20 protein-coding genes are annotated in these 26,164 nt (G+C 35.7%); 16 read left to right on the forward strand and 4 right to left on the reverse strand.

What is annotated here, in order from left to right; translation table 11 throughout:
• Nucleotides 1-17 precede the first annotated feature (17 nt).
• Together BUA03_RS00615 and BUA03_RS00620 are read right to left on the reverse strand one after the other, a co-directional pair.
• A complete protein-coding gene (locus BUA03_RS00615; RefSeq protein ID WP_066083081.1) occupies nt 18-1,616 on the reverse strand; it encodes a RagB/SusD family nutrient uptake outer membrane protein in 1,599 nt (532 codons plus the stop codon).
• A gap of 17 nt (nt 1,617-1,633) precedes the next feature.
• The gene (locus BUA03_RS00620; protein ID WP_066083083.1) at nt 1,634-4,573 is read right to left on the reverse strand and encodes a SusC/RagA family TonB-linked outer membrane protein; all 2,940 of its coding nucleotides are present in this window, start codon (nt 4,571-4,573) and stop codon (nt 1,634-1,636) included.
• 233 nt (nt 4,574-4,806) lie between these two features.
• On the opposite strand from BUA03_RS00620, the gene BUA03_RS00625 reads away from it, so the two are divergent.
• The 10 genes from BUA03_RS00625 to BUA03_RS00670 all read left to right on the forward strand — a co-directional run bounded on the left by BUA03_RS00625 (nt 4,807) and on the right by BUA03_RS00670 (nt 18,099).
• Nucleotides 4,807-5,829 carry a LacI family DNA-binding transcriptional regulator gene (locus tag BUA03_RS00625; protein ID WP_066083085.1) on the forward strand — a complete coding sequence of 341 codons (1,023 nt, stop codon included), beginning with the start codon at nt 4,807-4,809 and terminating at the stop codon, nt 5,827-5,829.
• 188 nt (nt 5,830-6,017) lie between these two features.
• Complete coding sequence (locus BUA03_RS00630) at nt 6,018-7,547, forward strand: MFS transporter (protein ID WP_066083088.1); 1,530 nt, start codon at nt 6,018-6,020, stop codon at nt 7,545-7,547.
• Nucleotides 7,540-8,196, forward strand: a complete 657-nt coding sequence (gene pgmB, locus BUA03_RS00635; protein WP_066083090.1) for a beta-phosphoglucomutase — start codon at nt 7,540-7,542, stop codon at nt 8,194-8,196. Before BUA03_RS00630 ends, pgmB begins: the two co-directional genes overlap by 8 nt.
• Before the next feature lie 111 nt (nt 8,197-8,307).
• Nucleotides 8,308-10,611 carry a glycoside hydrolase family 65 protein gene (locus tag BUA03_RS00640; RefSeq protein ID WP_066083092.1) on the forward strand — a complete coding sequence of 768 codons (2,304 nt, stop codon included), beginning with the start codon at nt 8,308-8,310 and terminating at the stop codon, nt 10,609-10,611.
• 247 nt (nt 10,612-10,858) lie between these two features.
• Nucleotides 10,859-12,664, forward strand: coding sequence for a glycoside hydrolase family 13 protein (locus BUA03_RS00645; RefSeq protein WP_245792539.1), 1,806 nt, complete (start codon nt 10,859-10,861; stop codon nt 12,662-12,664).
• Between the two features lie 5 nt (nt 12,665-12,669).
• Complete coding sequence (locus BUA03_RS00650; RefSeq protein ID WP_066083094.1) at nt 12,670-14,367, forward strand: alpha-amylase family glycosyl hydrolase; 1,698 nt, start codon at nt 12,670-12,672, stop codon at nt 14,365-14,367.
• 118 nt (nt 14,368-14,485) lie between these two features.
• A complete protein-coding gene (locus tag BUA03_RS00655; protein WP_066083192.1) occupies nt 14,486-15,193 on the forward strand; it encodes a glycerophosphodiester phosphodiesterase in 708 nt (235 codons plus the stop codon).
• A 403-nt stretch (nt 15,194-15,596) separates the two neighbouring features.
• Complete coding sequence (locus tag BUA03_RS00660) at nt 15,597-16,004, forward strand: GxxExxY protein (RefSeq protein WP_066083096.1); 408 nt, start codon at nt 15,597-15,599, stop codon at nt 16,002-16,004.
• 36 nt (nt 16,005-16,040) lie between these two features.
• Nucleotides 16,041-17,264 (forward strand): BaiN/RdsA family NAD(P)/FAD-dependent oxidoreductase, encoded by a 1,224-nt coding sequence (locus tag BUA03_RS00665; RefSeq protein ID WP_066083099.1) that lies wholly within the window; start codon nt 16,041-16,043, stop codon nt 17,262-17,264.
• Between the two features lie 94 nt (nt 17,265-17,358).
• Nucleotides 17,359-18,099 (forward strand): hypothetical protein, encoded by a 741-nt coding sequence (locus BUA03_RS00670; RefSeq protein WP_066083100.1) that lies wholly within the window; start codon nt 17,359-17,361, stop codon nt 18,097-18,099.
• Between the two features lie 67 nt (nt 18,100-18,166).
• Here the strand turns inward: BUA03_RS00670 and BUA03_RS00675 are convergent, their stop codons facing one another.
• The gene (locus BUA03_RS00675; RefSeq protein WP_066083101.1) at nt 18,167-18,643 is read right to left on the reverse strand and encodes a TspO/MBR family protein; all 477 of its coding nucleotides are present in this window, start codon (nt 18,641-18,643) and stop codon (nt 18,167-18,169) included.
• 113 nt (nt 18,644-18,756) lie between these two features.
• On the opposite strand from BUA03_RS00675, the gene BUA03_RS00680 reads away from it, so the two are divergent.
• The 6 genes from BUA03_RS00680 (at nt 18,757) to BUA03_RS00705 (ending at nt 23,833) form a co-directional block, all read left to right on the forward strand.
• Nucleotides 18,757-19,839, forward strand: coding sequence for a diphosphomevalonate decarboxylase (locus BUA03_RS00680; protein ID WP_066083103.1), 1,083 nt, complete (start codon nt 18,757-18,759; stop codon nt 19,837-19,839).
• 41 nt (nt 19,840-19,880) lie between these two features.
• On the forward strand, nt 19,881-20,075 hold the full coding sequence (locus tag BUA03_RS00685; RefSeq protein ID WP_066083104.1) for a hypothetical protein: 195 nt from the start codon (nt 19,881-19,883) through the stop codon (nt 20,073-20,075).
• Between the two features lie 57 nt (nt 20,076-20,132).
• Complete coding sequence (locus tag BUA03_RS00690; RefSeq protein ID WP_066083106.1) at nt 20,133-21,071, forward strand: mevalonate kinase family protein; 939 nt, start codon at nt 20,133-20,135, stop codon at nt 21,069-21,071.
• 106 nt (nt 21,072-21,177) lie between these two features.
• Nucleotides 21,178-22,131 (forward strand): geranylgeranylglycerol-phosphate geranylgeranyltransferase, encoded by a 954-nt coding sequence (locus BUA03_RS00695; protein WP_066083108.1) that lies wholly within the window; start codon nt 21,178-21,180, stop codon nt 22,129-22,131.
• Nucleotides 22,132-22,476: 345 nt separating this feature from the next.
• Nucleotides 22,477-23,385: a pseudouridine synthase gene (locus tag BUA03_RS00700; protein ID WP_066083110.1), complete on the forward strand. Its 909-nt coding sequence runs from the start codon at nt 22,477-22,479 to the stop codon at nt 23,383-23,385.
• Nucleotides 23,386-23,470: 85 nt separating this feature from the next.
• Complete coding sequence (locus BUA03_RS00705; RefSeq protein ID WP_066083111.1) at nt 23,471-23,833, forward strand: nuclear transport factor 2 family protein; 363 nt, start codon at nt 23,471-23,473, stop codon at nt 23,831-23,833.
• An 82-nt stretch (nt 23,834-23,915) separates the two neighbouring features.
• Here the strand turns inward: BUA03_RS00705 and BUA03_RS00710 are convergent, their stop codons facing one another.
• Entirely contained in the window at nt 23,916-26,063 is a 2,148-nt protein-coding gene (locus tag BUA03_RS00710) for a M3 family metallopeptidase (RefSeq protein WP_066083112.1), read from the reverse strand.
• Between the last annotated feature and the right edge of the window lie 101 nt (nt 26,064-26,164).

A 26,164-nucleotide genomic window follows, 5' to 3' on the forward strand; every position in this document is an offset into this window, starting at 1 on the left:
TTTATTTTTTATAGTTATTAATATCCAGGGTTTTGTTGTAATTTATTATTTGATGACAATGCAGTAGCAGGAATAGGAAATAAATTTCTAAACGCTTGAGTTGGCGCTCCACCAGCTACATTTCCTTTCCAAGGCCACAAATAACTACCACCTGAGAATCTACCAAAACGTATTAAATCCGTTCTTCTGTGTCCTTCCCAGTGTAATTCTCTTGCTCTTTCGTCAAGAATTAAAGTTGCACCTGTTGCATCAGCAGTAAGCGTGCTTATCATCGAAGCATTTGCTCTGGTTCTCAATGCATTTACATACCCTCTAGCCGTTCCAAGATCACCTACTTTACCAACAACTGCACACTCAGCATACATCAAATAAGCATCGGCTAAACGGAAAATTGGAAAATCGGAATCAGAGAAATCACCTGATTTATCGGAACCTTGAACTCCGTTTACTGTTACATTTCTAAACTTTTGAATAGCATATCCATCGGTGAAGTTTCCAATATTAACAATTTCTTTCGTTTGTCCATCCGTGTAAAATTGACCCCTTGCATCCGTAGTGTTTGCACTAAACTTGTCAACAAATGCAGATGTTGTTCTGATTCCAGCCCAACCCCCGTTGATTCCAAATTCAGAAGCTTTCATCGAACCACCCACTGGAGCATGTGTCAAGAACGTAGTTCCACCATAAGTTTGCGTTCTAAGACCGTCAAATGCAATGGCAAAAATGAATTCGTTTTGCGCTCCATTTTTATCATTGTCTGCAAAAAACAATTGGTTGTAATTGTTATGTAACGCGTACCCCGATGCAATGACTTTATTTACCAAAGGCAAAGCCCCTGTATAGTTATCTGTACCTATGTAAACTTTAGCATTCATATACAACTTGGCTTGTAACATCCATGCTGCTGCTTGATCTACTCGATACGCTTCATTTGATTTTGGCGCTTTCAATTCTGGAATAATTGCTGTTAATTCCTCATCAACAAACTTGTATAATTCCGCTCTTGTAGCGTACTCCGGGTAAAAGAATGTGCTTGGTGAATTTTCAGTTACCAATGAACCACCACCAAACATATCAATTAAATGCCAGTAGGTTATTGCTCTTAAGAAACGGGCTTCTGCTCTGTAGGTTTTAATTTCAGCTATCAAAGCTGCGTCAAGACCTCTAGCGGCTAATTTCTCATCTGTCGTTTGTCGTAGAAACTCATTACAGTTTACGATTTGGAAAGAGAAACGAGCAAATGTAGCTGTGATAAAACGATCTAAAGAAGTCCACGTTTGTGAGTGAAGATCTTTTATGGTTCCGTCATTCCAAGCAATTACCGCTTCATCAGTAGTCAATTCCTGCATCAACCAAAATCCTCTGATGTACTGACTTTCGCCTTCATCAATTCCGGAGATATCTGGAGAACCTGCAGCCGTTTGACCTGATGTAGCAAATCCTGCATATAATTTAGCTAAATTTTGTTTGTACGACTCTGGCGTGCTAAAAAATTGATCACCTGGAACAGCTACGTTGCCCTCTGGAGATTGGTTCAAATCATCGGTACATGATGGGAATAAAACCACCAACAGTAACAATGAAATACCCAATAATTTTGTTTGTATCTTTTTCATTTTTCTTGTTATTTGTATTAGAAATTAACGTTTAAACCTAACGTAAAAGTAATTGGTCGTGGGTATAAATTCCCATCGATACCTCCAGAAATCTCTGGATCCAATCCTTCATATTTTGTAATTATCAAAACGTTTTGAGCAGACAATGTCATTTTTACTAATGAAGAAGCTTTGTCTTTTTGATTGAAAGTATATCCAACACTTACGTTATCTAATCTTACAAAAGATGCATCTTGAATGTAGTAATCCGATTCGAAACGCTTGGTATCATTCGATTGAAAACCGGTTTCCAAAAGATTTTCAACACCATTTGATAAATCCGTATTTCTAATCAGAACGCTATTGTAAAATCCTTTACTAGAATCTACATTGTTGTAATTGTAGTTCCCCCAAGATCCTCTCCAGTTCATACCCATATCAAAGTTTTTGTAGGTTACACTTGTATTGAAACCGTAGAAAACGTCCGCTGCAGGTTTGTGAAAACGGTATTTATCTTGTTGTGTAATCAATCCGTCCTTGTTTCTGTCGATATACACGCCATCTATTGCTTTTCCATCTACACCATACGCTTGCTCATAAACATAAAACGAACTTGGTGCAAATCCTACTTGGTGGTTTTGAATCGTATTTCCAGTAGCGCCTTCATATCCGCCAATGTTGATTCCTGGCGTGTTGGGCTGCGTAGTAGTCAACTTCGTAATTTTAGAATCTTGGAACGTTACGTTTCCACCAATTCTCCATTCAAAATTGTCATTGCGAAAAGGAATCACTTCTGCTGCAATTTCAATTCCTTTATTTTCTATCGTTCCTACATTGTAATTATCAAAGTTTGAGAATCCGAAGAAAGAAGGATTTTGAGTGTACAATAATAAATCTTCAGTAGTTCTTTTATATAAATCTACACTACCGTTTATTCTATTGTTCACAAATCCAAAATCCAAACCTGCATTAACAGTAGTGGTTTGTTCCCACTTCAAATTACTATTATAAGGTTGTGGTCTATATGTGGTATAAAAATCACTTCCAAACTGGTATTGAGCAGCTGTATTAGAAGCTAAATACAGAGGAATAGACGGATAGCTAACTCCAATATCTTGTTGTCCGGTAATACCCCAACCTCCACGAAGTTTTAAAGTAGAAATACTTTCAACGTCTTTCAAGAAATTTTCTTCGTTCAACTTCCAAGCCAAAGCGACTGCAGGGAAATTAGCCCAACGATTCGTCTCTGTAAATCTTGAAGTACCATCACGTCTATAAGACAAGGTTAATAAGTACTTATCAGCAACTGAAATATTTGTTCTTGCAAAAAACGATTGCAAATTGATACGGGATGGAAAGTTAGGATCTACCGTAGTGTTATTACTTTGGAAATTAAAATTAGAAGCATAAAAAGACTCTCTAAAATCTTGATACGAATATCCTCCTGTTACGTCTAATTGTGTATCAATAGACTCCAATTTCTTATTATAATTTAAAAACAAATCCATCAACTTATTGAAACGAGATTGTGTTTTTTCATAGGTATTATTGAATCCTGAACCTGCAAGTCCATTTAGAAAATTTGCTTCCGTATTACCAAAAGATCTTCCTGATAATTGATCGTAACCAAAGTTAGCAACCGCCTTCAATTCCGGTAGAAAATGCAATTTATATTCCGTTTGGATATTTCCAATACTTCTATAGGCAGTTCCAAAACTATTTTGTTGTTCAATTTGAGACAAAGGATTTCTTCCCGCCAATTGGTTTATCTCTGTTGGAGAGGTATACCATTGAAAAAAAGTACCATCCGCATTTCTAACCACTTGTGTAGGATCAAAACGAATAGCTGATCCAATAGCGCCACGATTACTATAGTTACTGTTTATAAGAGACGTATTGTTGTTCAACTCAATTTTTAAATGATTGTCCAAAAAGTTCCCTGTTACATTAGCAGACATGGTAGTACGCTCCAAGTTGTCTCTTTTCAAGATACCATTCAAATTAGCATAACCTACAGATGCTCTATAAACGATGTTATCAGAACCTCCACTCAAGGATACATTATGATCCGTACCAATAGCAGTTCTATAAATCTGATCCTGCCAATCTGTATCTGCAGCACCCATTAGGGCTTGTTGCGCAGCAGTACCGTTAGCAGTAACAAAATCTCTAAATTGTGTACTTGACAAAGCATCTACTTTATTGGTGATTTCAGATACTTGGAAATTTCCGTTATAGTTTATTTGCATATCACCCGCTTTTCCTTTTTTGGTTGTAATAATAATTACCCCATTCGAAGCACGAGAACCATAAATAGCAGTTGCCGAAGCATCTTTTAAAACCGAAATAGACTCGATATTATTTTGATTGATTGTAGTCAATGGATTTCTACTACCTTCTACTCCACCAGCAGCAACTGGCACACCATCAATCACATACAAAGGATCGTTATTTGCAGATAAAGACGATCCACTTCTAATTCTAATAGTGGCGCCCTCACCTGGAGAACCTCCACCGTTGATGATTTGTAAACCAGCCACTTTTCCTTGAATCATTTGATCTGCAGATGTTACTGGCCCCTTATTAAAATCTTTTGAAGTCAAAACAGTTACAGCGCCTGTAGCATCTTTCTTCTTAACCGTTCCGTAACCCACTTGGATCACAACTTCTTTTAATTGATTGGCATCTTCTTCCAATGATACATTCAATGAATTTTGAGCTACGTAATCTACAACGGTGTTCATGTAACCAATATAAGAAAAAACGATTTTGTCACCTCTTTTTACATTTGTCAGCTGATATTTACCATTAAAATCAGTAGAAACTCCATTTGCGGCACCCTGTACATTTACATTTACCCCCGGAATTGGTTGTCCAGATGCTTTATCCAGAACAGTTCCGCCCACCGTATTCTGAGCCAGAACACTAAAAGGGAGTAGCAGTAATAAAATTAACAACTTTTTATAAATTGTTTTCATACTTTTTGTTTAATTTAATTTAATTTTTCTTGAGTTTTCAAGCTTAACTAGTACTTCGAATGTTAAATTTATGTAAATTTTAGCACTCCCGACAACGACCAAATTTTATAGGGTTACGAAAACGTAATAGTGTTGAAAACTTTCTGATTTATTTAAATTTTTACCACTTTAATTACCATTTGTAAAATTTAATTTTACCTTTAGTAAGAAATAAATTTTTACCCCATTTTACCATGAAAAGGAAAATAACGCTTAAACAAATTGCAAAAGAATTAGACGTTTCCATTTCTACCGTTTCCAAGTCACTTAGAAACAGTCTCGAAATAGGCGAAGAAACGAGACTTAAAGTACAGGCTTTCGCCAAATTCTACAATTACAAACCCAACAATATTGCGCTTAGCTTAAAGAATAGAAAAACCAAAACTATTGGAATTATTATCCCTGAGATTGTACACCATTTTTTCTCTACCGTCATCAATGGAATTGAGCAAGTTGCCAACGAAAATGGCTATAGTGTAATTATTTGTCTTTCAGATGATTCCTTTGACAAAGAAGTTCTAAATATGGAAATGCTGGCAAACGGCAGTATCGATGGCTTCATTATGTCACTGTCCAAAGAAACCCAATTCAAAGGCGATTTCCATCACATTTCTGAAGTGATTGATCAAGGCATGCCAGTGGTCATGTTTGACAGAGTCACCAATGAAATTCTTTGTGATAAAGTTATTATAGATGACAAATTAGCAGCGTATGAAGCCGTTAAAAGCTTGATTGACAAAGGCCGAAAAAAAATTGCCTTAGTGACCACTGTAGATTACGTGAGTGTGGGTAAACTTAGAACAGATGGCTACATCAAAGCACTTTTAGACAATGACATCCCCTTCAATGAAAACCTAATTATCAAGATAGAAGATGTGGATACCTGCGAAATCACCATTGGAAAACTATTAGAAGACAAAGCCATTGATGCCGTTTTTGCTGTAAATGAATTATTTGCTGTCACCATCATTAAAACTGCCAATAAAATAGGACTCAATGTACCTACAGATCTAGCCGTTATCGCCTTTACGGATGGCATAATTTCTAAATATTCTACTCCCACAATCACAACAGTGAGTCAGAGTGGTATAAAAATGGGAAACAAGGCCGCAAAAATGCTTATTGAAAGACTCGAATCTGAAGAACATGAGGAAGACGAAAACTATAAAACCGAAGTAATTGAAACCCATTTGATCGAAAGAGAATCAACGAATTAGCTTTTGTTTGTTAATTTTTATAGTACTACAACCTTGTAGTTGCTAAAGTTTTCTATTTTTTGTTTCTCAAAAACAAAAGTTTGAAATATATTTTTATATTTACCCATCAAAGCTTTAACTTTTACTTCGAAAATAAGGTAAGTTTTGATAAGCATAGCGCTTATCGTATTAATTTCTAAATTACGATAATGGAAAAGCGTAAATTAAGTTTCTGGCAAATTTGGAACATGAGTTTCGGATTTCTGGGAATTCAAATGGGTTTTGCCTTGCAAAACTCAAATGTTAGTAGAATATTTCAGACTTTAGGTGCAAATATTGATGACATCCCTATTTTATGGGTTGCTGCTCCGTTGACCGGATTAATTATTCAACCCATTATTGGCTATTTTTCAGATAGAACCTGGACAAAATTAGGTCGAAGAAAACCCTATTTTTTGGCCGGTGCCATTTTTGCATCAGCAGCGTTGTTTATAATGCCTAATTCCCCGTTACTTTGGGTCGCAGCAGGAATGCTTTGGATTATGGACGCTTCCATAAACGTATCTATGGAGCCCTTTCGTGCTTTTGTTGGAGATAACCTTCCAGAAAAACAACGTACCATGGGATTTGCCATGCAAAGTTTTTTTATTGGTATTGGTGCCTACTTCGCTTCAAAACTACCTTTGATTTTTACTCATTTGGGCGTTCAAAATACAGCTCCGTTGGGAATTATTCCTGATTCGGTAAAATATTCCTTTTATTTTGGTGGAATTGTATTTCTCCTTGCTGTGCTGTGGACTGTGATCCGTTCAAAAGAATATTCCCCAGAAGAATTGGCCGCTTTCGAACAACACAAAGACGCCACTTTTGTAAAGGAAGAACATTCTGTTGCATGGTTTGCCTCTAATGCAAAATCACATCTTACAAAAGGAATCTTGTTCCTACTGATCAGTATCTTGTTTTCATTTACAATCTATTATTACGATTTAAAGAAAGACTTATACGTTCTGTCACTGGGATTAATTGGTTTGGGAGGACTGGCTATGTTGGTTTCTGGATTGATGCAAAAAGCAAACCATACTAAAAATGGCTTTGTAACCATTATGAATGATTTTCAGTTTATGCCAAAAATCATGAAACAATTGGCTTGGGTCCAGTTCTTTTCTTGGTTTGCGCTTTTCTCTATGTGGATTTACACCACCCTTGCGGTTACACAACATATTTACGGCACGACAGACACGACCTCTAACGCTTATAATACAGGAGCGAATCAAGTGGGCGAAATGTTTGCCAATTATAATTTAATTGCTGCATTGGCCTCTTTTTTATTGCCAGTATTAGCTAAATATACCAGTAGAAAATTCACCCATTTTGCGGCACTTGTTTGCGGCGGTCTTGGCCTTATTTCGATTTACTTTATAAAAGAACCCACAGCCTTTACTATGGAATGGCTTCCAATGATTGGTGTTGGAATTGCTTGGGCTAGTATTTTATCTATTCCTTATGCTATGTTATCGGGTTCATTGCCTTCTGACAAAATGGGATATTATATGGGAGTTTTCAACTTCTTTATTGTAATTCCTCAATTAGTTGCTGCTTCAATTTTAGGATTTTTAGTGTCTAAATTTTTTAATAGTGAACCTATTTACGCGCTTTTGATTGGTGGAGCTTCCATGATTCTTGCCGGAATCATCGCGCTTACCATAAATGACAACTCCAAAATAATAATAAATGATTAAGAAAGCATTTATATTCGACTTAGACGGCGTAATTGTAGACACCGCCAAATACCATTATTTAGCCTGGAAAAAAATTGCAAACCAGTTAGGTATCGAATTTACATTAGAACACAACGAACTATTAAAAGGAGTGAGCCGCGTGCGATCCCTGGATATAATTTTAGAATTAGGGAAAGTCGAAGCCTCCCAAGAAAATAAAAACAAATGGTTAGTTCAAAAAAATGAGGATTATTTATCTTATTTAGTGGACATGAATGAAAGCGAAATCCTTCCAGGAGTTTTTCCCATTTTGCAATTTCTAAGAGAAAAACAGCAACCCATCGCGTTAGGTTCTGCTAGTAAAAATGCCAGACCTATTCTAGACAAAACAGGCTTATTATCTTATTTTGATGCTATTGTTGATGGAAACGATGTTACCAATGCTAAGCCGGATCCTGAAGTTTTCCTGATGGCAGCGAAGCTATTAAAAGTAAATCCCGAGCATTCCATTGTTTTTGAAGATTCAGTAGCGGGAGTTCAAGCAGCAAACATCGCAAAGATGATTAGTGTAGGAATTGGTGAAGGATCTATTTTACATGAAGCAAAATACATCTTTAAAGATTTTACAGCAATCGATACGGATTTCATAGAGGAATTAATTAGAACCTAAAAAGATAGTATAAAAAGCCCCAAAAAGGTAGAAAGTAGTCAACTGTGATCCATTTCACAGACTTTATACTTCTAAGCCTAAAACTTTTTAAACTTTAAACCATACAAAACAATGAATCAAGATTATATAAAACCAGATAATTGGTCCGTCATAGAAGAAGGATTTGATGTAGAGAGCGTAAAATCATCTGAAAGTTTGTTCAGTCTTGGCAACGGAGCCATGGGACAACGAGCTAATTTTGAAGAAAATTATACTGGGGAAACATTCCAGGGAAGTTACATTGCCGGAATCTATTATCCTGACAAAACAAAAGTGGGCTGGTGGAAAAATGGATATCCAGAATATTTTGCCAAAGTTTTAAATGCGCCAAATTGGATTGGTATCGACATTGAAATCAATGGAGAAAATTTAGATTTGAATGCGTGCTCTGAAGTTAAAAATTTTCGCCGTGAACTGAACATGAAAGAAGGTTGGTACCATCGATCTTTTGACGCTACCTTAAAAAACGGCACCGAAATTTCTGTAAAGGTGCGCCGTTTTCTGTCGTTAAATTTAGATGAAGTTGGATATATCAATTATGAAATCACACCCTTAAACAAGGATGCAAAAATAATTTACAAACCGTATATTGATGCTGGTGTCACCAATGAAGATGCCAACTGGGAAGAAAAATTTTGGGAACCGCTTGATGTAAAAAAATCAGGAAATGAGGCTTTTGTAACGGCACAAACCTTCAAAACACATTTCAAGGCAACTACTTTTATGCATAATACCATTTTGACAAATGGTGAAAAAACCGCTATCTCGCCATCTAATATTGATGCGACCGCTGATAAAATTCAATTTAGTTATGATGTAATTGTGGCTCAAGGCCAAAAATCATCTATCCAAAAAATTGGCGGCTACACCGTTTCCTTAAACCATGAAAATACCGTTACCGCTGCTGAGAAAGTAATTCAGTCTGCTTTAGCGTTAGGATACGACAAAATGTTACAGGATCAAATTGACGCTTGGGCAAAAATTTGGGAAATGTCAGATATCACTATTGATGGCGATGTAAAAGCGCAACAAGGCATTCGTTTCAATATTTTTCAGCTGAACCAAACCTACTTAGGAAAAGATTCTCGCTTGAATATTGGACCCAAAGGATTCACAGGCGAAAAATACGGTGGTTCTACGTATTGGGACACTGAGGCGTATTGCATTCCGTTTTACATGGCGACCAAAGACCAAGAAGTAGCTCGCAACTTGTTAACGTATCGCTACAATCAGTTGGACAAAGCCATTGAAAACGCAGCCAAATTAGGATTTACTAACGGTGCTGCTTTGTATCCCATGGTAACCATGAACGGTGAAGAATGTCATAATGAATGGGAAATTACATTTGAAGAAATTCATAGAAATGGAGCCATTGCCTTTGCCATTTATAATTTTTACAGGTACACTGGCGACTACAGCTACATTCCTGAAAAAGGGTTGGAAGTACTAATAGGAATTGCCCGTTTCTGGCATCAAAGAGCGAATCTTTCAACTAATTTAAACCAATATGTCATTCTGGGAGTTACAGGTCCAAACGAATATGAGAATAACGTAAACAATAATTTCTACACGAATTATATTGCAAAATGGTGTTTGGAATATACCTACGAACAAATTCAAAAAGTATCGCTGGAATACCCTTCAGATCACAAAAGAATTACGGAAAAAGTAAAAATCACGGATTCCGAATTACAATCTTGGAAGAAGGTTTCGGATAATATGTACTTTCCCTTTTCAGAAGAGCACAACGTATACTTGCAACAAGACGGTTTCTTGGACAAAGAATTAGTCCCCGTAGCCGACCTTGATAAAAGCCAAAGACCTATTAATCAAAAATGGTCTTGGGATCGAATTTTACGTTCGCCATATATCAAACAAGCCGATGTTTTACAGTGTTTTTATTTCTTTGAAGATCATTTTTCGAAAGAAGAACTGAAAAACAATTTTGAATTTTACGAATCGTTTACGGTTCATGAAAGCTCTCTTTCGCCTTGCGTTCACTCGATTCAAGCTGCTTTGTTGGACAAAATGGATATGGCATACACGTTTTACTTGCGAACTTCACGTTTAGATTTAGATGATTACAACAAGGAGGTCGAAGAGGGTTGCCACATCACCTCAATGGCTGGTACCTGGATGAGCATTGTAGAAGGATTTGGAGGCATGAGAATTAAAGAGGATAAACTTCATTTTTCTCCAAAAATTCCGAAAGAATGGGAAGGCTATTCCTTTAAAATAAACTTTAGAAACCAAATTTTAAAAGTCGCAATCAATCACAACGAAACTACTTTTTCCATTGATGGCACTAAGGAATTGGAAATCATAGTAAACGGTCAGCCAATTGTAGTTAAGTCTGAGAATTTAGTTACTGTATAAAAACAATTATCGGAACTTTCAGTTCGTCCTACCATTTGATTAAAAACACAGTTGAGCTAACAAACAATCCCAATTCCTATTGGGATTGTTTACTTACCAAAGTTTGAAAAGGAAAAAAAATAGGCACCAGTTTGAATTAAAGAGAGAAATTAAAACACTAAAAACAGATTTGATAATGAATAAAATTATTAATTTACCGTTTATCTTCAGGAGCTTTATAAAAAAAATAACTTTATTCCTTTTTTTTATGTCTTTAACTTTACACGCTCAAATCGACAAAGTAGAACCGCCGTTTTGGTACGCAGGTATGCAAAATCCTGAGTTGCAAGTATTATTCTACGGCAAAGACATTGCACAATACCAAGTTACAGCTTCAAATGGAATAAAAATCACCAACGTTAAAAGAACCGAAAATCCCAACTACATTTTTGTCACCATTGACACCAAAAAAGTAGGAGCAACTGACTTCGTATTTACTTTTAAAAGCAACAAAAAAGAAACACTTACACAAAAATACAGTTTAAAGAAACGAAGAGAAAAGTCTGCGCAACGCAAAAGTTTTGATTCTTCGGATATGATGTATTTATTAATGCCAGATCGCTTTGCCAATGGAAACAAAAACAACGATAACGGAAACTACACTAAAGAAAAATACAACCGAGATTTACCGGGCGGTAGACACGGTGGCGATATTGAAGGAATCATAAAAAACTTAGATTACATTACTGCACTTGGAGCAACTGCCATCTGGAGCACACCGCTTTGTGAGGATAACGACGCCGCTTATTCCTATCACACCTACGGACAATCTGATGTATATAAAATAGATCCGCGCTACGGAACCAACGAAGATTATGTGCGTCTGGCAACTGAAATGCACAAAAAAGATCTGAAACTAGTTATGGATTACATAACCAATCACTGGGGAATTGAACATTGGATGATCAAAGATCTCCCTACGAAAGATTGGATTAATCAATTTGACACCTACACGCAGACCAATCACAAAAGAACCGTTCTTCATGATACCAATGCCTCCGAAATTGATAAAAAAATCGCGATAGACGGCTGGTTTGTTCCTACAATGCCTGATTTAAATTTAAAGAATCCTTTGACTTTAAAATACCTAATTCAAAATGCAATTTGGTGGATTGAATACGCTGATTTGGATGGCTTTAGAGTAGACACCTATAATTATTCAGACCCAAAAGGAATCGCAACATGGACAAAATCCATAACTGATGAATACCCCAATTTTAATATTGTTGGGGAAGTTTGGATGCAAAGTCAAGCGCAAATGGCGTATTGGCAAAAAGACAGTAAAATAGCGGCGATCCAAAATTACAATTCGTACCTACCCAGTGTAATGGATTTTACATTATACGAGGCGACCAGCAAAGTTTTCAACGAAGATGAAGGCGCATGGGACAAAGGAATGGTGAAAATCTATGATAATTTTACGAATGATTTTCTGTATCCAAATACAAACAACATGTTGCTATTTGTGGAGAATCACGACACCAATCGATTCAACCAAACCTACGAAAATGACATTAGAAAATACAAAATGGCCATGACCCTATTGGCAACGGTTCGAGGCATTCCACAATTGTATTACGGCAGTGAAATAGGCATGGCTGGTGATAAAAACAAAGGTGATGCAGACATTCGTCAAGATTTTCCTGGTGGTTGGGAAGGCGATCAAAACAATGCATTCATCAAAGAAGGACGAACACCAGGACAAAGTGAGTATTTTGATTTTACGTCTAAAGTATTCCATTGGAGAAAAACAAAAAAGGTTATACACTCGGGAAAAATGACGCATTACATTCCTGAAAATAACACCTACGTCTATTTTAGATACAATGCTGAGGAAACCATCATGGTCTTAATAAACAACAGTAATGAAACCAAAACGTTAAAAACAGACCGCTTCAAAGAAAACAGCAAAGGCTTTACCTCTGGAAAAGATGTGATTTCTGAAGTTACTTTTGACATTACTAATGAAATCACCATTGAACCTAAGTCGGTTTTAATTTTAGAACTAAAATAAAAAAAATGAAAAAATATTCCATCCTACTTTTATTGTCAACGATGACTTTACTACATAGCTGCTCTAGTACAAAAACTGTTTCTGAGAGCAACAAAACCCCTTTCGTGTGGGAAGCAGCTTCTGTCTATTTCTTAATGACGGACCGTTTTAATAACGGAGACTTAGCAAACGATCTTAATTTTGAAAGAAACAAAACAGCAGGAAAACTGCGTGGTTTTGAAGGTGGCGATATCAAAGGAATTTCGAAAAAAATTGACGAAGGTTATTTTGACAAATTGGGAATAAATGCCATTTGGTTTACACCAATTGTAGAACAAATCCACGATGCTGTCGATGAAGGAACGGGATTAAGCTACGCTTTTCATGGCTATTGGGCCAGAGATTGGACGAACTTAGACCCTAACTTTGGCACCAAAGAAGATTTAGCAGCCTTAGTTCAAAAAGCACATGCACACGGAATCCGCATCATTCTAGATGGCGTCATCAATCATACGGGTCCAGTAACTCCTGAAGATACGGTATGGCCAAGTGAATGGGTACGTACGGGACCAAATTGTGATTACCAATCTTTCGAGAATACAACGGCTTGCACACTAGTATCAAACCTTCCAGATATAAAAACGGAAAGTTTGCAAAACGTAGCGCTACCGCCTTTTCTAGTCGAAAAATGGAAAAAAGAAGGACGTTACGAAAAAGAGGTACAAGAACTCGATGTGTTTTTTGCACGTACTGGATATCCAAGAGCTCCCAAGTATTACATCATCAAATGGTTGACCGATTACATCACAGAATATGGAATTGACGGTTACAGGGGCGACACCGTAAAACATACAGATGAAACCGTTTGGGCCGAATTTAAAACGCAATGTGATTATGCGTTTGCTACTTGGAAGAAAAACAATCCTACAAAAGTATTGGATAACAATTCCTTCTATACCATTGCTGAAGTATACAATTACGGCATCAGCGGCGGACAAGATTTTGATTTTGGAGACAAAAAAATTAACTATTTCAAAAATGGTTTCAACAACATGATCAATTTTGAATTCAAATGGGATGCACAAAAAGACTATGAATTTATTTTCTCCAAATATTCAAGCAAACTGAATAATGAACTGAAAGGCTACAGCGTTTTGAACTATTTGTCGTCACATGATGATGGTGGCCCTTTTGATGCTAAACGTACCAAAAGCAAAGAAGCGGGTACTAAATTATTGCTTTCACCGGGAATGTCTCAAGTGTATTACGGCGACGAAAGTGCCCGTTCGTTAGTGATCGAAGGCACGCAAGGCGATGCTACTTTGCGTTCCTTCATGAATTGGGAAGACATCAAATCGAATCCAGAAACACAAAAAGTACTTTTGCATTGGCAAAAATTAGGACAGTTCAGAAAAAACCACCCGTCGGTTGGAGCAGGAATTCACAAGCAAATTTCGGCTCAACCGTATACTTTTTCCAGAATTTTTTCTAAAGAGAATTATACCGACGCTGTCGTAGTTGCGTTAGATGCAGCTATTGGTAGTAAAGAAATTGCTGTAAATGCTATTTTTGCAGATGGAACGCTTTTAAAAGACACCTATTCCGGAAAAGAAGTGGTAGTTGTAAAAGGAAAAGTTACAATTGATTCTGAATTTGATATTGTTTTGTTGGAATCCTCTCCCCAACCCTCTCCAAAGGAGAGGGAGACGAAACCAAAAAACTAAATTCTATACGGTTTTAGAACTTTGTACGCATATTATTCACCTCACCCATAACGATCCAAACGCTTTTAGAAATGAAGGCGTTTTTTTTATGTTTACCTTTACCAAAAATAAAAAGGCAATGCTCAAAATTGGACATCGTGGCGCAAAAGGACATGAACCCGAGAACACTTTGGTTTCGTTCCAAAAAGCATTAGACATGCAAGTGGACGGTATTGAACTCGACGTGCATTTGAGCGCAGACGGAGAAATCATGGTTATTCATGACGAATCCATTGATAGAACAACAAATGGAAAAGGATTTGTAAATGCATTATCTTTGCGCCAATTGAAGGCTTTTCGAGTAAATCAAACGCAAAACCAGAGGCTTTCAGCCGCACTGCCGCAGCAAATTCCAACACTTAAGGAGGTTTTTGATTTGGTAAACCAAGATTGCTTTATTAATATTGAACTTAAAAGCTACGAAGCAACAGATAAAGTAGTTACACTAATTGAAAAATACGTCACTAAGAAAGGATGGAAATACGATCGCTTTTTAGTTTCCAGTTTTGATTGGAATGCCTTGCAACAAGTAGCGTTTTTAAATGTTAAAATCCCAATTGGTGTTTTAACAGAAACCGATTTAGACTTGGCTTTGGCTTTCGCCAAATTCATTCAGGCAAAATCGATTCATCCGTATTTTCATTTATTGACAAAAGAAAATACGGCGCAAATTCAAGCAAAAGGATTGCAGGTTTTTCCTTGGACCATCAATGAATTAGAAGATATTCAAAAAATAAAAACATTCAACGTAAACGGAATCATCACTGATTTCCCGAATAGAATATGAGTCCTAATTTTTTTTAACCATTAAGAGAATTAGGTTAGTTAAGTACTAAAGTATATAATTTGTTTATGAAAAAAAGATGAACCAAATTTTTTTGAACCATTAAGAGAATTAAGGCAGTTAAGCAATGAAGTATTTACTTTGTTTTTGAAAAAAAAGAGATGGTACAATTAAGTAACGAAATCATTTAGTAACAATAAAAAATACTTAACAAATTAAAAGTCTTTAAATTATATAAATTTTTAATTAAAAAATATTTTTCAAGCCCTACAATAAACTTAAAAATCTTAACTTTCTTAATGATTTAAAAAATTATAGTAACATAATCTCTGTTCCAAATAAGATTTTATTTGGTAACCATCAAGTGAGTTAATTCAATTATGAAACGAGTTAAAAAGTTCAGTTTATGACAAAAAAAGAAATTACTCAATTATCCTATGAAATTATCGGATATGCCATAAAAGTTCACAAAAAACTAGGGCCAGGTTTATTGGAAAAAATTTATGAAGAATGCTTAAAATATGAGCTAGAAAAAAATGGTTACAATGTTAAGCAACAATTTAATGTCGAAATTGATTACTATGATTTAGAATTAACGCATCCATTGCGATTGGATTTATTAGTTAATGATTGCATTATTGTTGAGTTAAAAACAGTTGAAAAATTTCATCCAATCGATGAAGCCAAATTATTAACCTACATGAAACTATTAAGTATTCCCCAAGGATTACTTATTAATTTTAATACTACTAACATAACAAAATCCTCAAAACCTTTGATTAATGAATATTTTTCGAGGCTAGCTGATGATTAACTTAATAAATCTTAACTCCCTTAATGGTTAAAAAAAATGAATCAGAATTTTGATATTATAATAGTAGGCGGTGGCGCAGCAGGATTTTTTACAGCGATAAATATTGTGGAAAAAAATCCAAAACTAAAAGTTGCCATTTTAGAGCGTGGCGCCGATGTACTCCAGAAAGTTCGCATTTCCGGCGGCGGCAGGTGCAATGTTACACATGCTTGTTTTGAACCAAATGAATTAGTGAAATTTTATCCGCGTGGCGAAAAAGAATTGCGTGGTCCTTTTCATCAGTTTGGTTCTGGCGATACAATAGAATGGTTTGAAAAACGCGGTGTGGAACTCAAAATTGAAGCGGACGGACGTATGTTTCCCATTTCTAATTCTTCCCAAACCGTCATTGATTGTTTTATAAAAGCGACTCAAAAACTGGGAATTGCAGTGCTTACCGGTCAAAGCGTGCAATCTATTTTCAATCCTGAAGTGTCTGGAGAGAAATTTTGGAAAATCGAAACCCAAACTGAAAATTACCTCACTGAAAAGCTAATTCTAGCCACAGGTAGCAATCCTAAAATCTGGGAAATGCTGCAGTCTTTTGGGCATGCCGTTATTACTCCCGTTCCTTCCCTATTTACGTTTAATATCAAAGATTCCAGAATAAAAGAATTACCTGGTGTAGCAACATTAGCAACCGTAAAAGTAAAGGACACCAAACTCACATCAACTGGGCCGTTACTAATTACCCATTGGGGAATGAGTGGACCTGCCATCTTGAAACTCTCCGCTTGGGGTGCTCGCATATTGCATGACAAAAATTATCAGTTTACGATTTTCGTGAACTGGTTGAATGATGCAGACAAAGCAGATGTTGAAAAAAAGCTAAAAGATTTAAAACAAGAACACGCTAAAAAAGCGGTTTCAAAGAAATCACCTTTTGAAATAACCAATAGATTATGGGAAAGTTTAGTGCTCGCTTCCGAAATTGAAGCCGAAACAAAATGGGCTGATTTATCAAAATTACAACTACAAAACCTAACGAATCAATTGACGAATGGCACTTTTCAAGTCAATGGAAAAAGTACGTTTAAAGAGGAATTCGTAACTGCAGGTGGAATCGATTTAAAAGAAATCAACTTTAAAACCATGGAAAGCAAATTGCATGAAAACCTCTATTTTGCTGGAGAAATCGTAAACATTGATGCGATCACAGGAGGATTTAATTTCCAAAATGCGTGGACTAGCGGGTTTATTGTGGCGAATTCTATAAAATAAAATCTTACTAAATTTAATTAACAAGACTTTACGGCTTTTCTAAGTTTTTCTTAAGACAAATCTAATAACTTTACCCGTAGCTTATTAGAAATGTATGAAAATAAAACTTCTCAGTATAATTCTCTTATTTACCTATCAGACAGGTTTCTCTCAAACCGAAAAAACAATTAAAGGACACATCTACTTTGAAAATAGTATTGTTCCTAATGTAGAAGTCATCAATGCAAACTCTAAAAAAGTTACCGTTTCAGGTGCAAATGGTGAATTTTCTATTGTAGCCAAAGCGAATGATTTAATTGTTTTTGTTTCTAAAAACTATGAACTGAAGAAGGTTTTAATTGACGAAAAATCTCTTGACAAGACTTTTATTACGGTTGAACTAAGTCTTAAACCAGAAGAACTAAAGGAAGTAGTACTCACAAAAATGCCTGCTATTAAATTAAGTAAAGATGCAAAGTGGGAACAAGGAAAACTCGATAAAATGGCTTTAGAAAAAGCTGCCATTACACCAAAAGTAATAGGAGTCTATACCGGAAAAATTGAAAACGGCATGGACATATTGCGAATTGGCGGTATGATTTTAGGCTTATTCATTAAAGAAAAAGAAGAAAAAATCAAGCACGAAGTCCCTCAAATAGAATTTACAGTGTTAGCAAAAGCAAGTTGTAACCAGAAATTTTATCTTGAAAACTTAAAGTTAAAACTGGATGAAATTGACTTGTTTCTCCAATTTTGTGATGCTGACCCGAAATCAAAAACCGTTACAGAAAATAGTAACGTCTTATCGATGATGGATTTTTTAACCACCAAGAATTTAGAATTTAAGAAGCTGTAAGATTTTAAAAAATAATTTATTTTTTTCATTCCAATACAAAGTGATCATTGCGACCGAAATCTGCCAACTACCTATTCAACCACCAAATACTTCCATTCAATACCGCAGCAAAACTTACCCAAGCCAAATACGGAATAAAAAGATAACCCGCGATTTTATTAATTTTGGCAAACTGAATGTAGGTTTCAAATATCATTAGCCACAACACAATAATTTCTAATCCGGCTAACATTGGGTTCTGCAAACCAAAAAACAAATACGACCACAAGGCATTCAGACCTAATTGTATGGCAAAGAAAACCAATGCTTTCTTGACCAAATCCCGCTCTTCCTCTATGCGGTTCCATACTAATCCTGCGGCAACGCCCATCATCACATACAGCGTACTCCAAACGGGCGCAAAAATCCAATTGGGTGGATTAAAACTTGGTTTAATTAACGTAGGATACCAAGTGGTAATCGCAGAACGAGTTACGTTTCCTGAGAAATAACCAATAACAAGACAAGTAACAACAACTGCTAATATTCGGGTGATTTTATTCATTTTTGTGTTTTTCTAATGTGAGCCAAAATTACTTAAATCTTTCTAACGATTAACCATCTAAACAAATAAACAAATAACCCAAAAAAAGTATCTTTGCGTAAATTTTATCATTCATGATTACAGCAAACGAGTTTATTCCATCACACTACACACAATCGGTTGAAAGTGGTTTTTTTCAATGGAGCGCTCCCAGCAACATTGCCCTTGTCAAATACTGGGGGAAAAAGGACAACCAAATTCCTGCAAATCCATCAGTTAGTTTTACCTTAAACAACTGCAAGACGATTACGAAATTGGCTTTCGCCAAAAAAGATAACCACGCTTCTTTTTCGTTCGATTTACTTTTTGAAGGACAAACTAAAGAAGATTTCAAGCCAAAAATTCAAAAGTTTCTAGAACGAATCGAAATCTATCTGCCCTTTTTAAAAGACTATCATTTTACGATTGACACAGAGAATACGTTTCCGCACAGTTCTGGGATTGCTTCTTCGGCGTCAGGAATGGCAGCTCTGGCAATGAACTTGATGAGTTTAGAAAAAGCATTAAATCCAGAAATGACCGACGACTATTTTTTTCAGAAAGCTTCTATGCTGGCGCGTTTGGGTTCTGGAAGTGCTTGCCGCAGCGTGAAAGGACAAGTGGTAGTTTGGGGAAATCAAGCAAATATCCCTACAAGCTCTGATTTATTTGGAGTGGAATTTCCACATGCCATTCACGATAATTTCAAAAACTATCAAGACACTATTTTGTTAGTTGACAAAGGCGAAAAACAAGTTTCGAGTACTGTGGGTCACGATTTGATGCACGACCATCCTTTTGCCGAAAGGCGATTTGCACAAGCGCATGAGAATTTAGACCAACTAATTGCTATTTTCGAAAGTGGAAATCTGGAGGAATTTATCAAAATTGTAGAAAGTGAAGCGCTAACTTTACATGCCATGATGATGACTTCCATGCCATACTTTATATTGATGAAACCGAACACCTTACAAATCATAAATGCGATCTGGAAATTTAGAAATGAAACTAAAATTCCAGTTTGTTTCACGCTGGATGCTGGTGCCAATGTACATGTTTTGTATCCCGAAAACACCACCGAAAAAGTTTTGCAATTTATTAAGGACGAATTAGTTGGCTATTGCCAAAATGGGCAGTACATTTGTGACAAAATTGGAAATGGTGCTGTTTTGATTTAATCTGTTTTTTAACTATCTTTATTTTTTAAAGACTTGTAATTATGGACCTTCAATCAGAGAAATTAGAATTAATTAAATTGCTATTAGAGACGGACGACACAGCTATAATAGAATCCATAAAAAACATTTTCAAATCAGAAAAAAAGGACATTTGGAAACAATTATCTGCTGAAGAACAAGAGAAAATCGATCTCAGAATTCAAGAAGCAAATCGTGGCGACCAAGTTGAATTATAAAAATTATAAAATAAATACCTAATTATCAACCCCCAAATTGTTAATTTACAGCACCCTATGAAAGGACCTTTGTTTTACTCAAAAATATTACTCTTTGGAGAATACGGAATTATTCGTGACTCAAAAGGGCTTTCAATTCCCTATAATTTTTATAATGGTGCGCTTAAGAAAGAAGAAAATCCTTCTGCTGAGGCAATAAAATCAAATGCAAATTTAAGACGTTTTGTACCTTATTTGGAAACTTTACAAAACGAGCAGCCTAGTTTGGTTACCTTTGATTTGACTACTTTAAACAGTGATATTGAGTCAGGAATGTATTTTGATTCGAGTATACCGCAAGGATATGGAGTAGGAAGCAGTGGCGCATTAGTTGCCGCTATTTATGATAAATACGCACAAAATAAAATCACAGTACTGGAAAATCTGACCCGGGAAAAATTATTACAATTAAAAAATATATTTTCTCAAATGGAGAGTTTTTTCCACGGAAAAAGTTCTGGTCTAGATCCTTTAAACAGTTATTTGAGTATTCCAATTCTGATTAATTCCAAAGATAATATTGAAGCAACTGGTATTCCTACCCAAAGTTTTGACGGAAAAGGTGCCGTATTCTTATTAGATTCGGGAATTGTAGGTGAAACGGCTCCCATGGTTAATATCTTTATGGAAAACCTAAAAGACAAAGGTTTTCGTGCGATGTTGAAAAACCAATTTGTAAAATACACCGATGCTTGCGTAGAAAACTTCTTAGGCGGAGACATGAAATCATTGTTCATGAACACTAAGAAATTATCAAAAGTGGTTTTGAATAATTTCAAACCGATGATTCCAGAACAATTTCACGGGATCTGGCAACAAGGAATTGACAGCAATGATTACTATTTAAAATTATGTGGATCCGGTGGTGGTGGTTACATTTTAGGTTTTACCGAAGATTTAGAAAAAGCCAAAGCTTCTCTGAAAGATTACAAACTGGAAGTGGTATATCAATTCTAAATCTTCTTCTTTAAAAAAAGAAGAACGCACAAAAATAAACTTAAAAAATTTCGCAACTTTTGTCCCTGCCTGCAGCAGCTAGGTTCGTGGCTAAACCACACTACTAATGAACAGAAAGCACAAACTTTTATTGATGAAAATTATAAGTTTGTTCTCTGTAGTTCGCGGGTACAATATTCCAATAATTATTTTAGCCCAGTATCTTTCAGCAATATTTATCCTTGCTCCCGAAAAAAGAGCACTTGACATTCTACTTGATTTCAATTTATTTATACTCGTTTTTGCTTCTTCGCTTACCATTGCTTCGGGATACATTATTAATAATTTTTATGACAACCAAAAAGATTTAATTAACCGGCCTAATAAATCCATGTTAGACCGATTAGTAAGCCAAAAAACAAAACTAAGTGTTTATTTTACACTTAATTTTATTGTGGCTTTGATGGCATTATTCGTTTCTTGGCGCGTTTTTTTATTCTTTTCAGCATATATATTTTTTATTTGGTTTTATTCTCATAAAATAAAAAAATACCCTATTGTAGGAAATCTTACTGCAGCAGTATTGGCAGTTTTGCCTTTTTTTGCCATACTCTTGTATTTTTACACCCGCATTCCCTTTGAAGATATAGAGAATTACAAAAGACAACTTGCCGTAATATTTGCTCATGCCGCATTTTTATTCCTGCTGCTACTTGTTCGGGAAATGATCAAGGATTTAGAGAATTTAAGAGGCGATTTAGCGAATGATTACAAAACAATTCCAATTGTTTACGGGGAAGAAATTTCCAAAAAAGTCATCACCATTTTGACACTTCTAACGGTTTTACCGATTTATGTTTTGATCGAAATTTACGATGTGGGCTACATGGATATCTACTTCTATATCTGTTTGATTATCTTGATTTTCTTCCTGCTTTATCTTTGGAAATCAAATACCAAAGTGCAATTTTTAGTACTCCACAATGTTCTAAAATTCCTTATTGTAGCCGGCGTATTTTGCATTGTTTTGATTAATCCAACTGTATTATGGCATGGAAAAAGATTGCTGCTGATGATTTAATTGTACTTGTGACTACGCTAATTCTGAACAAGACAGTTTTCATTAGTAAAATGCCTAATTTGTTCCTAGGCCATTGCCCCGATTGTTCATGATGCTTCGGGAGGCATCCTTTTTTTTCCGCCTCTTTCTGCGGAGAAAAAGATAGCGTAAAAAGCGGGACCCGAGCAAAGCGAACTGACACAGTAAATAGCTCCAAAAAAAGAAACTATAACGATTAATTGAGTTATTAACGAGACAGTTAGCGCTTTTATAATTGGCTCTTATTGATTGGCACCTATATAAAATGTATCTTTGCACGCACGAGGTCATAAAGACCGAACTGACGAAGTAAATTATTGGAATATTATGAATAACAAGGAAGGCAATAATAAGAAAAGTGGTCCTAGAGCAAATAGCTCAAGACCAAGTTCGAATAAGCCAAAACCTGCCATGCAGAAGCGCGCTCAAGGGCCGAAAAAAGTGAAAGTAAATACTAAAGTTGCAGAAGTTGTTACTGATAAAGTAGAGAAAAAGCCAAATCAAGCACCGAAGAGACCGAAAGTAAAAGACGAAATTCGTTTGAACAAATATATTGCTAATTCAGGTGCGTGTTCGCGTCGTGATGCAGATATTTACATCCAGTCTGGGACTGTAAAAGTAAATGGAGTTCCTGTGACCGAAATGGGATATATGGTGAAACCAGGTGATGTAGTAAACTTTGATGGAGCCACTTTGACACCGGAGAAAAAAGTATACATACTGTTGAACAAACCTAAAAACTTTACGACTGCGATGGACGAAGGTCAGGAATATCGTAATGTATTAGAATTAGTAAAAGGTTCTACTACTGCAAAAATTGGCGCTGTTGGACGAATGGACAAGAATACAACTGGTTTGTTATTGTTCACGAATGACACGGATATGATTCGCAAGTTTACATTACCAAGTCAAAAATCATCCAAAATATACCAAGTTTCCTTAGACAAAAATTTGAAATTTGAGGATTTAGAAAAAATAAATAAAGGCTTAACACTTGACGGTCACCGTGTTTTTGTAGAAGATGTAAGTTACATTGAAGGAGAAGCGAAAAGTGAAATTGGATTGCAATTAAGATCGGCTAACGTGAAAGTGGTTCGTAATATATTTGAACATTTTAGTTATGATGTTTTGCGTATTGACCGCGTTTCGTTTGCTGGTTTAACCAAAAAGAATTTGCCAAGAGGAAACTGGAGATTGCTTACCGAACAAGAAATAATCAATTTAAAGAACGTTTAATATTTCTTTAAAATGATAAATACAAAATCCCTTTCGCAATGCGAAATGGGATTTTTTTAATTAAAAACACCAACCTGATAACAGTATGACACCAGAAAAATTACAATCAATAGCTTTTAAATGGTTTGAGACTTTCAACAATAAAGAATTAGACAAACTGTTGTCCTTGTATGATGATGAAGCCATTCATTATAGCCCAAAACTAAAAATGTACAAACCCGAAAGTGAAGGTCTTGTTGCCGGTAAAGAGGCTTTGCGAGAATGGTGGAAAGATGCTTTTGAGCGCTTACCAAGTTTGAATTATAAAGTTAAATCACTTACCGCAAATGGGGATCGCGTATTCATGGAATATACCAGAACCGTTACTGGCGAAACCGATTTGCAAGTGGCAGAGGTATTAGATATCAAAGAAGGTAAAATAATTGCTTCCCGAGCCTACCACGGATAAAAACTTACCTGCAACATGAATAAAAAAAACCTGCAACAAAGATAATTTGTTGCAGGGTTTTTTATTTATAAATCAAATTTGATTATCCTTTTATTTTTTTAAGCGGTTCTGCTTTTTTGTCCAAACCGCGTTTTCTTAACAACGGTTCAATACTTGGTTCAGCTCCACGGAATCGTTTGTACAAAACCATTGGGTCTTCGGTTCCACCTTTTTCCAACACATTCTCACGGAATAATTTAGCTTTTTCAGGATTGAATAATGTAGTTGTTTTAAATGCTTCAAAAGCATCAGTATCTAAAACGCCTGACCAGATGTAGCTGTAATAACCAGAAGAATATCCACCAGAGAAAATATGACTAAAATAAGTACTTCGGTATCTTGGAATGATTGACGCTATTAATCCTATTTTTGTCATAGCAGCTTTCTCGAACGTATTTGCATCTACTGTTATATCTGTAGTTTGAGAATGGTATTCTAAATCCAGCAAAGAGGCCGCAAGATATTCAGTTGTAGCAAAACCTTGATCAAAAGTACCTGCTTTTTTCAATTTATTTATTAGCGCTTCTGGAATCACCTCATCCGTTTTATAGTGTTTCGCATACATTCTTAACACCTCTGGTTCAGCCGCCCAGTTTTCCATAATTTGAGAAGGAAGTTCTACAAAATCTCTAGGAACACTTGTTCCCGCTAAGCTTTTATAGGTTACATTTGATAATAATCCATGTAAGGAATGTCCAAATTCATGAAAGAAAGTTGTCACTTCGTCAAAAGTCAAAAGTGCTGGCGCATTAGCTGATGGTTTCGTAAAATTACAAACAATAGAAACTACTGGAGCAATGCGTTTTCCGTCTACCGTCTCTTGACTTCTATAGGAGGTCATCCAAGCACCACCACGTTTAGAATCACGCGGATGAAAATCCATGTATAAAACACCTAAATGTGTACCCTCTTTTTCTGAAACTTCCCAAACAGTAACATCTTCATGGTATTTAGGAACGTTACTTAACTCTTTGAATTGAATGCCATATAATTTTTCAGTTACTTGAAAAACTCCTTTTCGTACATTCTCTAAACTAAAATAAGGTTTCAATTCTTCTTCATCTAAATCAAAACGTTCTTTTCTGATTTTTTCCGTGTAATAGCGCCAGTCATAAGGCTGAACAGCCCCTTTCACTCCTTCTTTAACCATCAGTTTTTGAATATCTGCCGCTTCTGTCTTGGCAATTTCCAAAGCAGGTTTCCATAAATCATTCAACAATTTATTTACATTTTCGGGCGTTTTAGCCATTGATTCTTCCAAGACATAATTGGAATGTGATTTGTAGCCCAGTAAGCGTGCTTTTTGCCCCCTAAGATTAGCTAATTCAACTGCATTAGTTTTATTATCATAAGCGTCATCGTGGTTTCCTCTAGTTTGGTACGCATTCCAAATTTGTTTTCGCAATTCTCGATTTGAACTGTACTGTAAAAATGGCATAACGCTAGAATTAGAAAGTGTAAAAATCCACTTTCCCTCTTTACCTTTTGCTTTAGCATCAGCAGCAGCAGCCTCAATTAAACCTTGTGGCAAGCCCCCTAAATCTTTCTTGTCATCAATAACCAACTCATATTTATTGGTCTCCGCCAAAATATTTTGTCCGTACTTTAAACTAGTAAGTGAAAGTGTTCCGTTTATTTTACGCAATTTTTCTTTATCAGCACTTGATAAATTAGCACCACTTCTTACAAAGTCTTTGTAGGCATTGTCCAAAATTTTAGCTTGTTCTAAATTAAGACCTATGGTTTCTTTTTTGTCCCAAAGTGATTTGACTTTTGCAAATAGTTTCTCATTTAAATAAATATTGTCTCGGTGTGCAGAAAGATTTGGCGCTATTTCTTTGGCAATACGCTGCATCTCTTTATTCGTATTAGCAGAATTCAAATTAGAAAATACGGTATTTACATCACTTAGCAACGTTCCCGCATTTTCCATGGCAAGAATCGTATTCTCAAAAGTAGCAGGCTTGACATTAGCTGCGATAGCATTAATTTCAGTTTCATGCTTACTGATTCCTTCTAAAATTGCTGGTTTAAAATGTTCATTTTTAATTTTATCGAAAGGTGGCACGTTAAACGGTGTGTCATAAGCCTGGAAAAATGGATTCATAGTCATAGCTTCTTTTTTCTCTTGTGCTTCAATTGTTAGCATGTTTCCGATGACTAACAAAATGAAGAAGGATTTTTTTCTCATTTGAGTATAATTTATTAGAAGAGTAAATTTAGAAGAAATGGTTTTAAAACAAAGCTTCCAACAGCGCGTTAACTAAATTTTGTGAAAAAGAAAAACTACTT

The sequence above is a fragment of the Flavobacterium fryxellicola genome (genome assembly GCF_900143245.1).
GTDB lineage: Bacteria > Bacteroidota > Bacteroidia > Flavobacteriales > Flavobacteriaceae > Flavobacterium > Flavobacterium fryxellicola.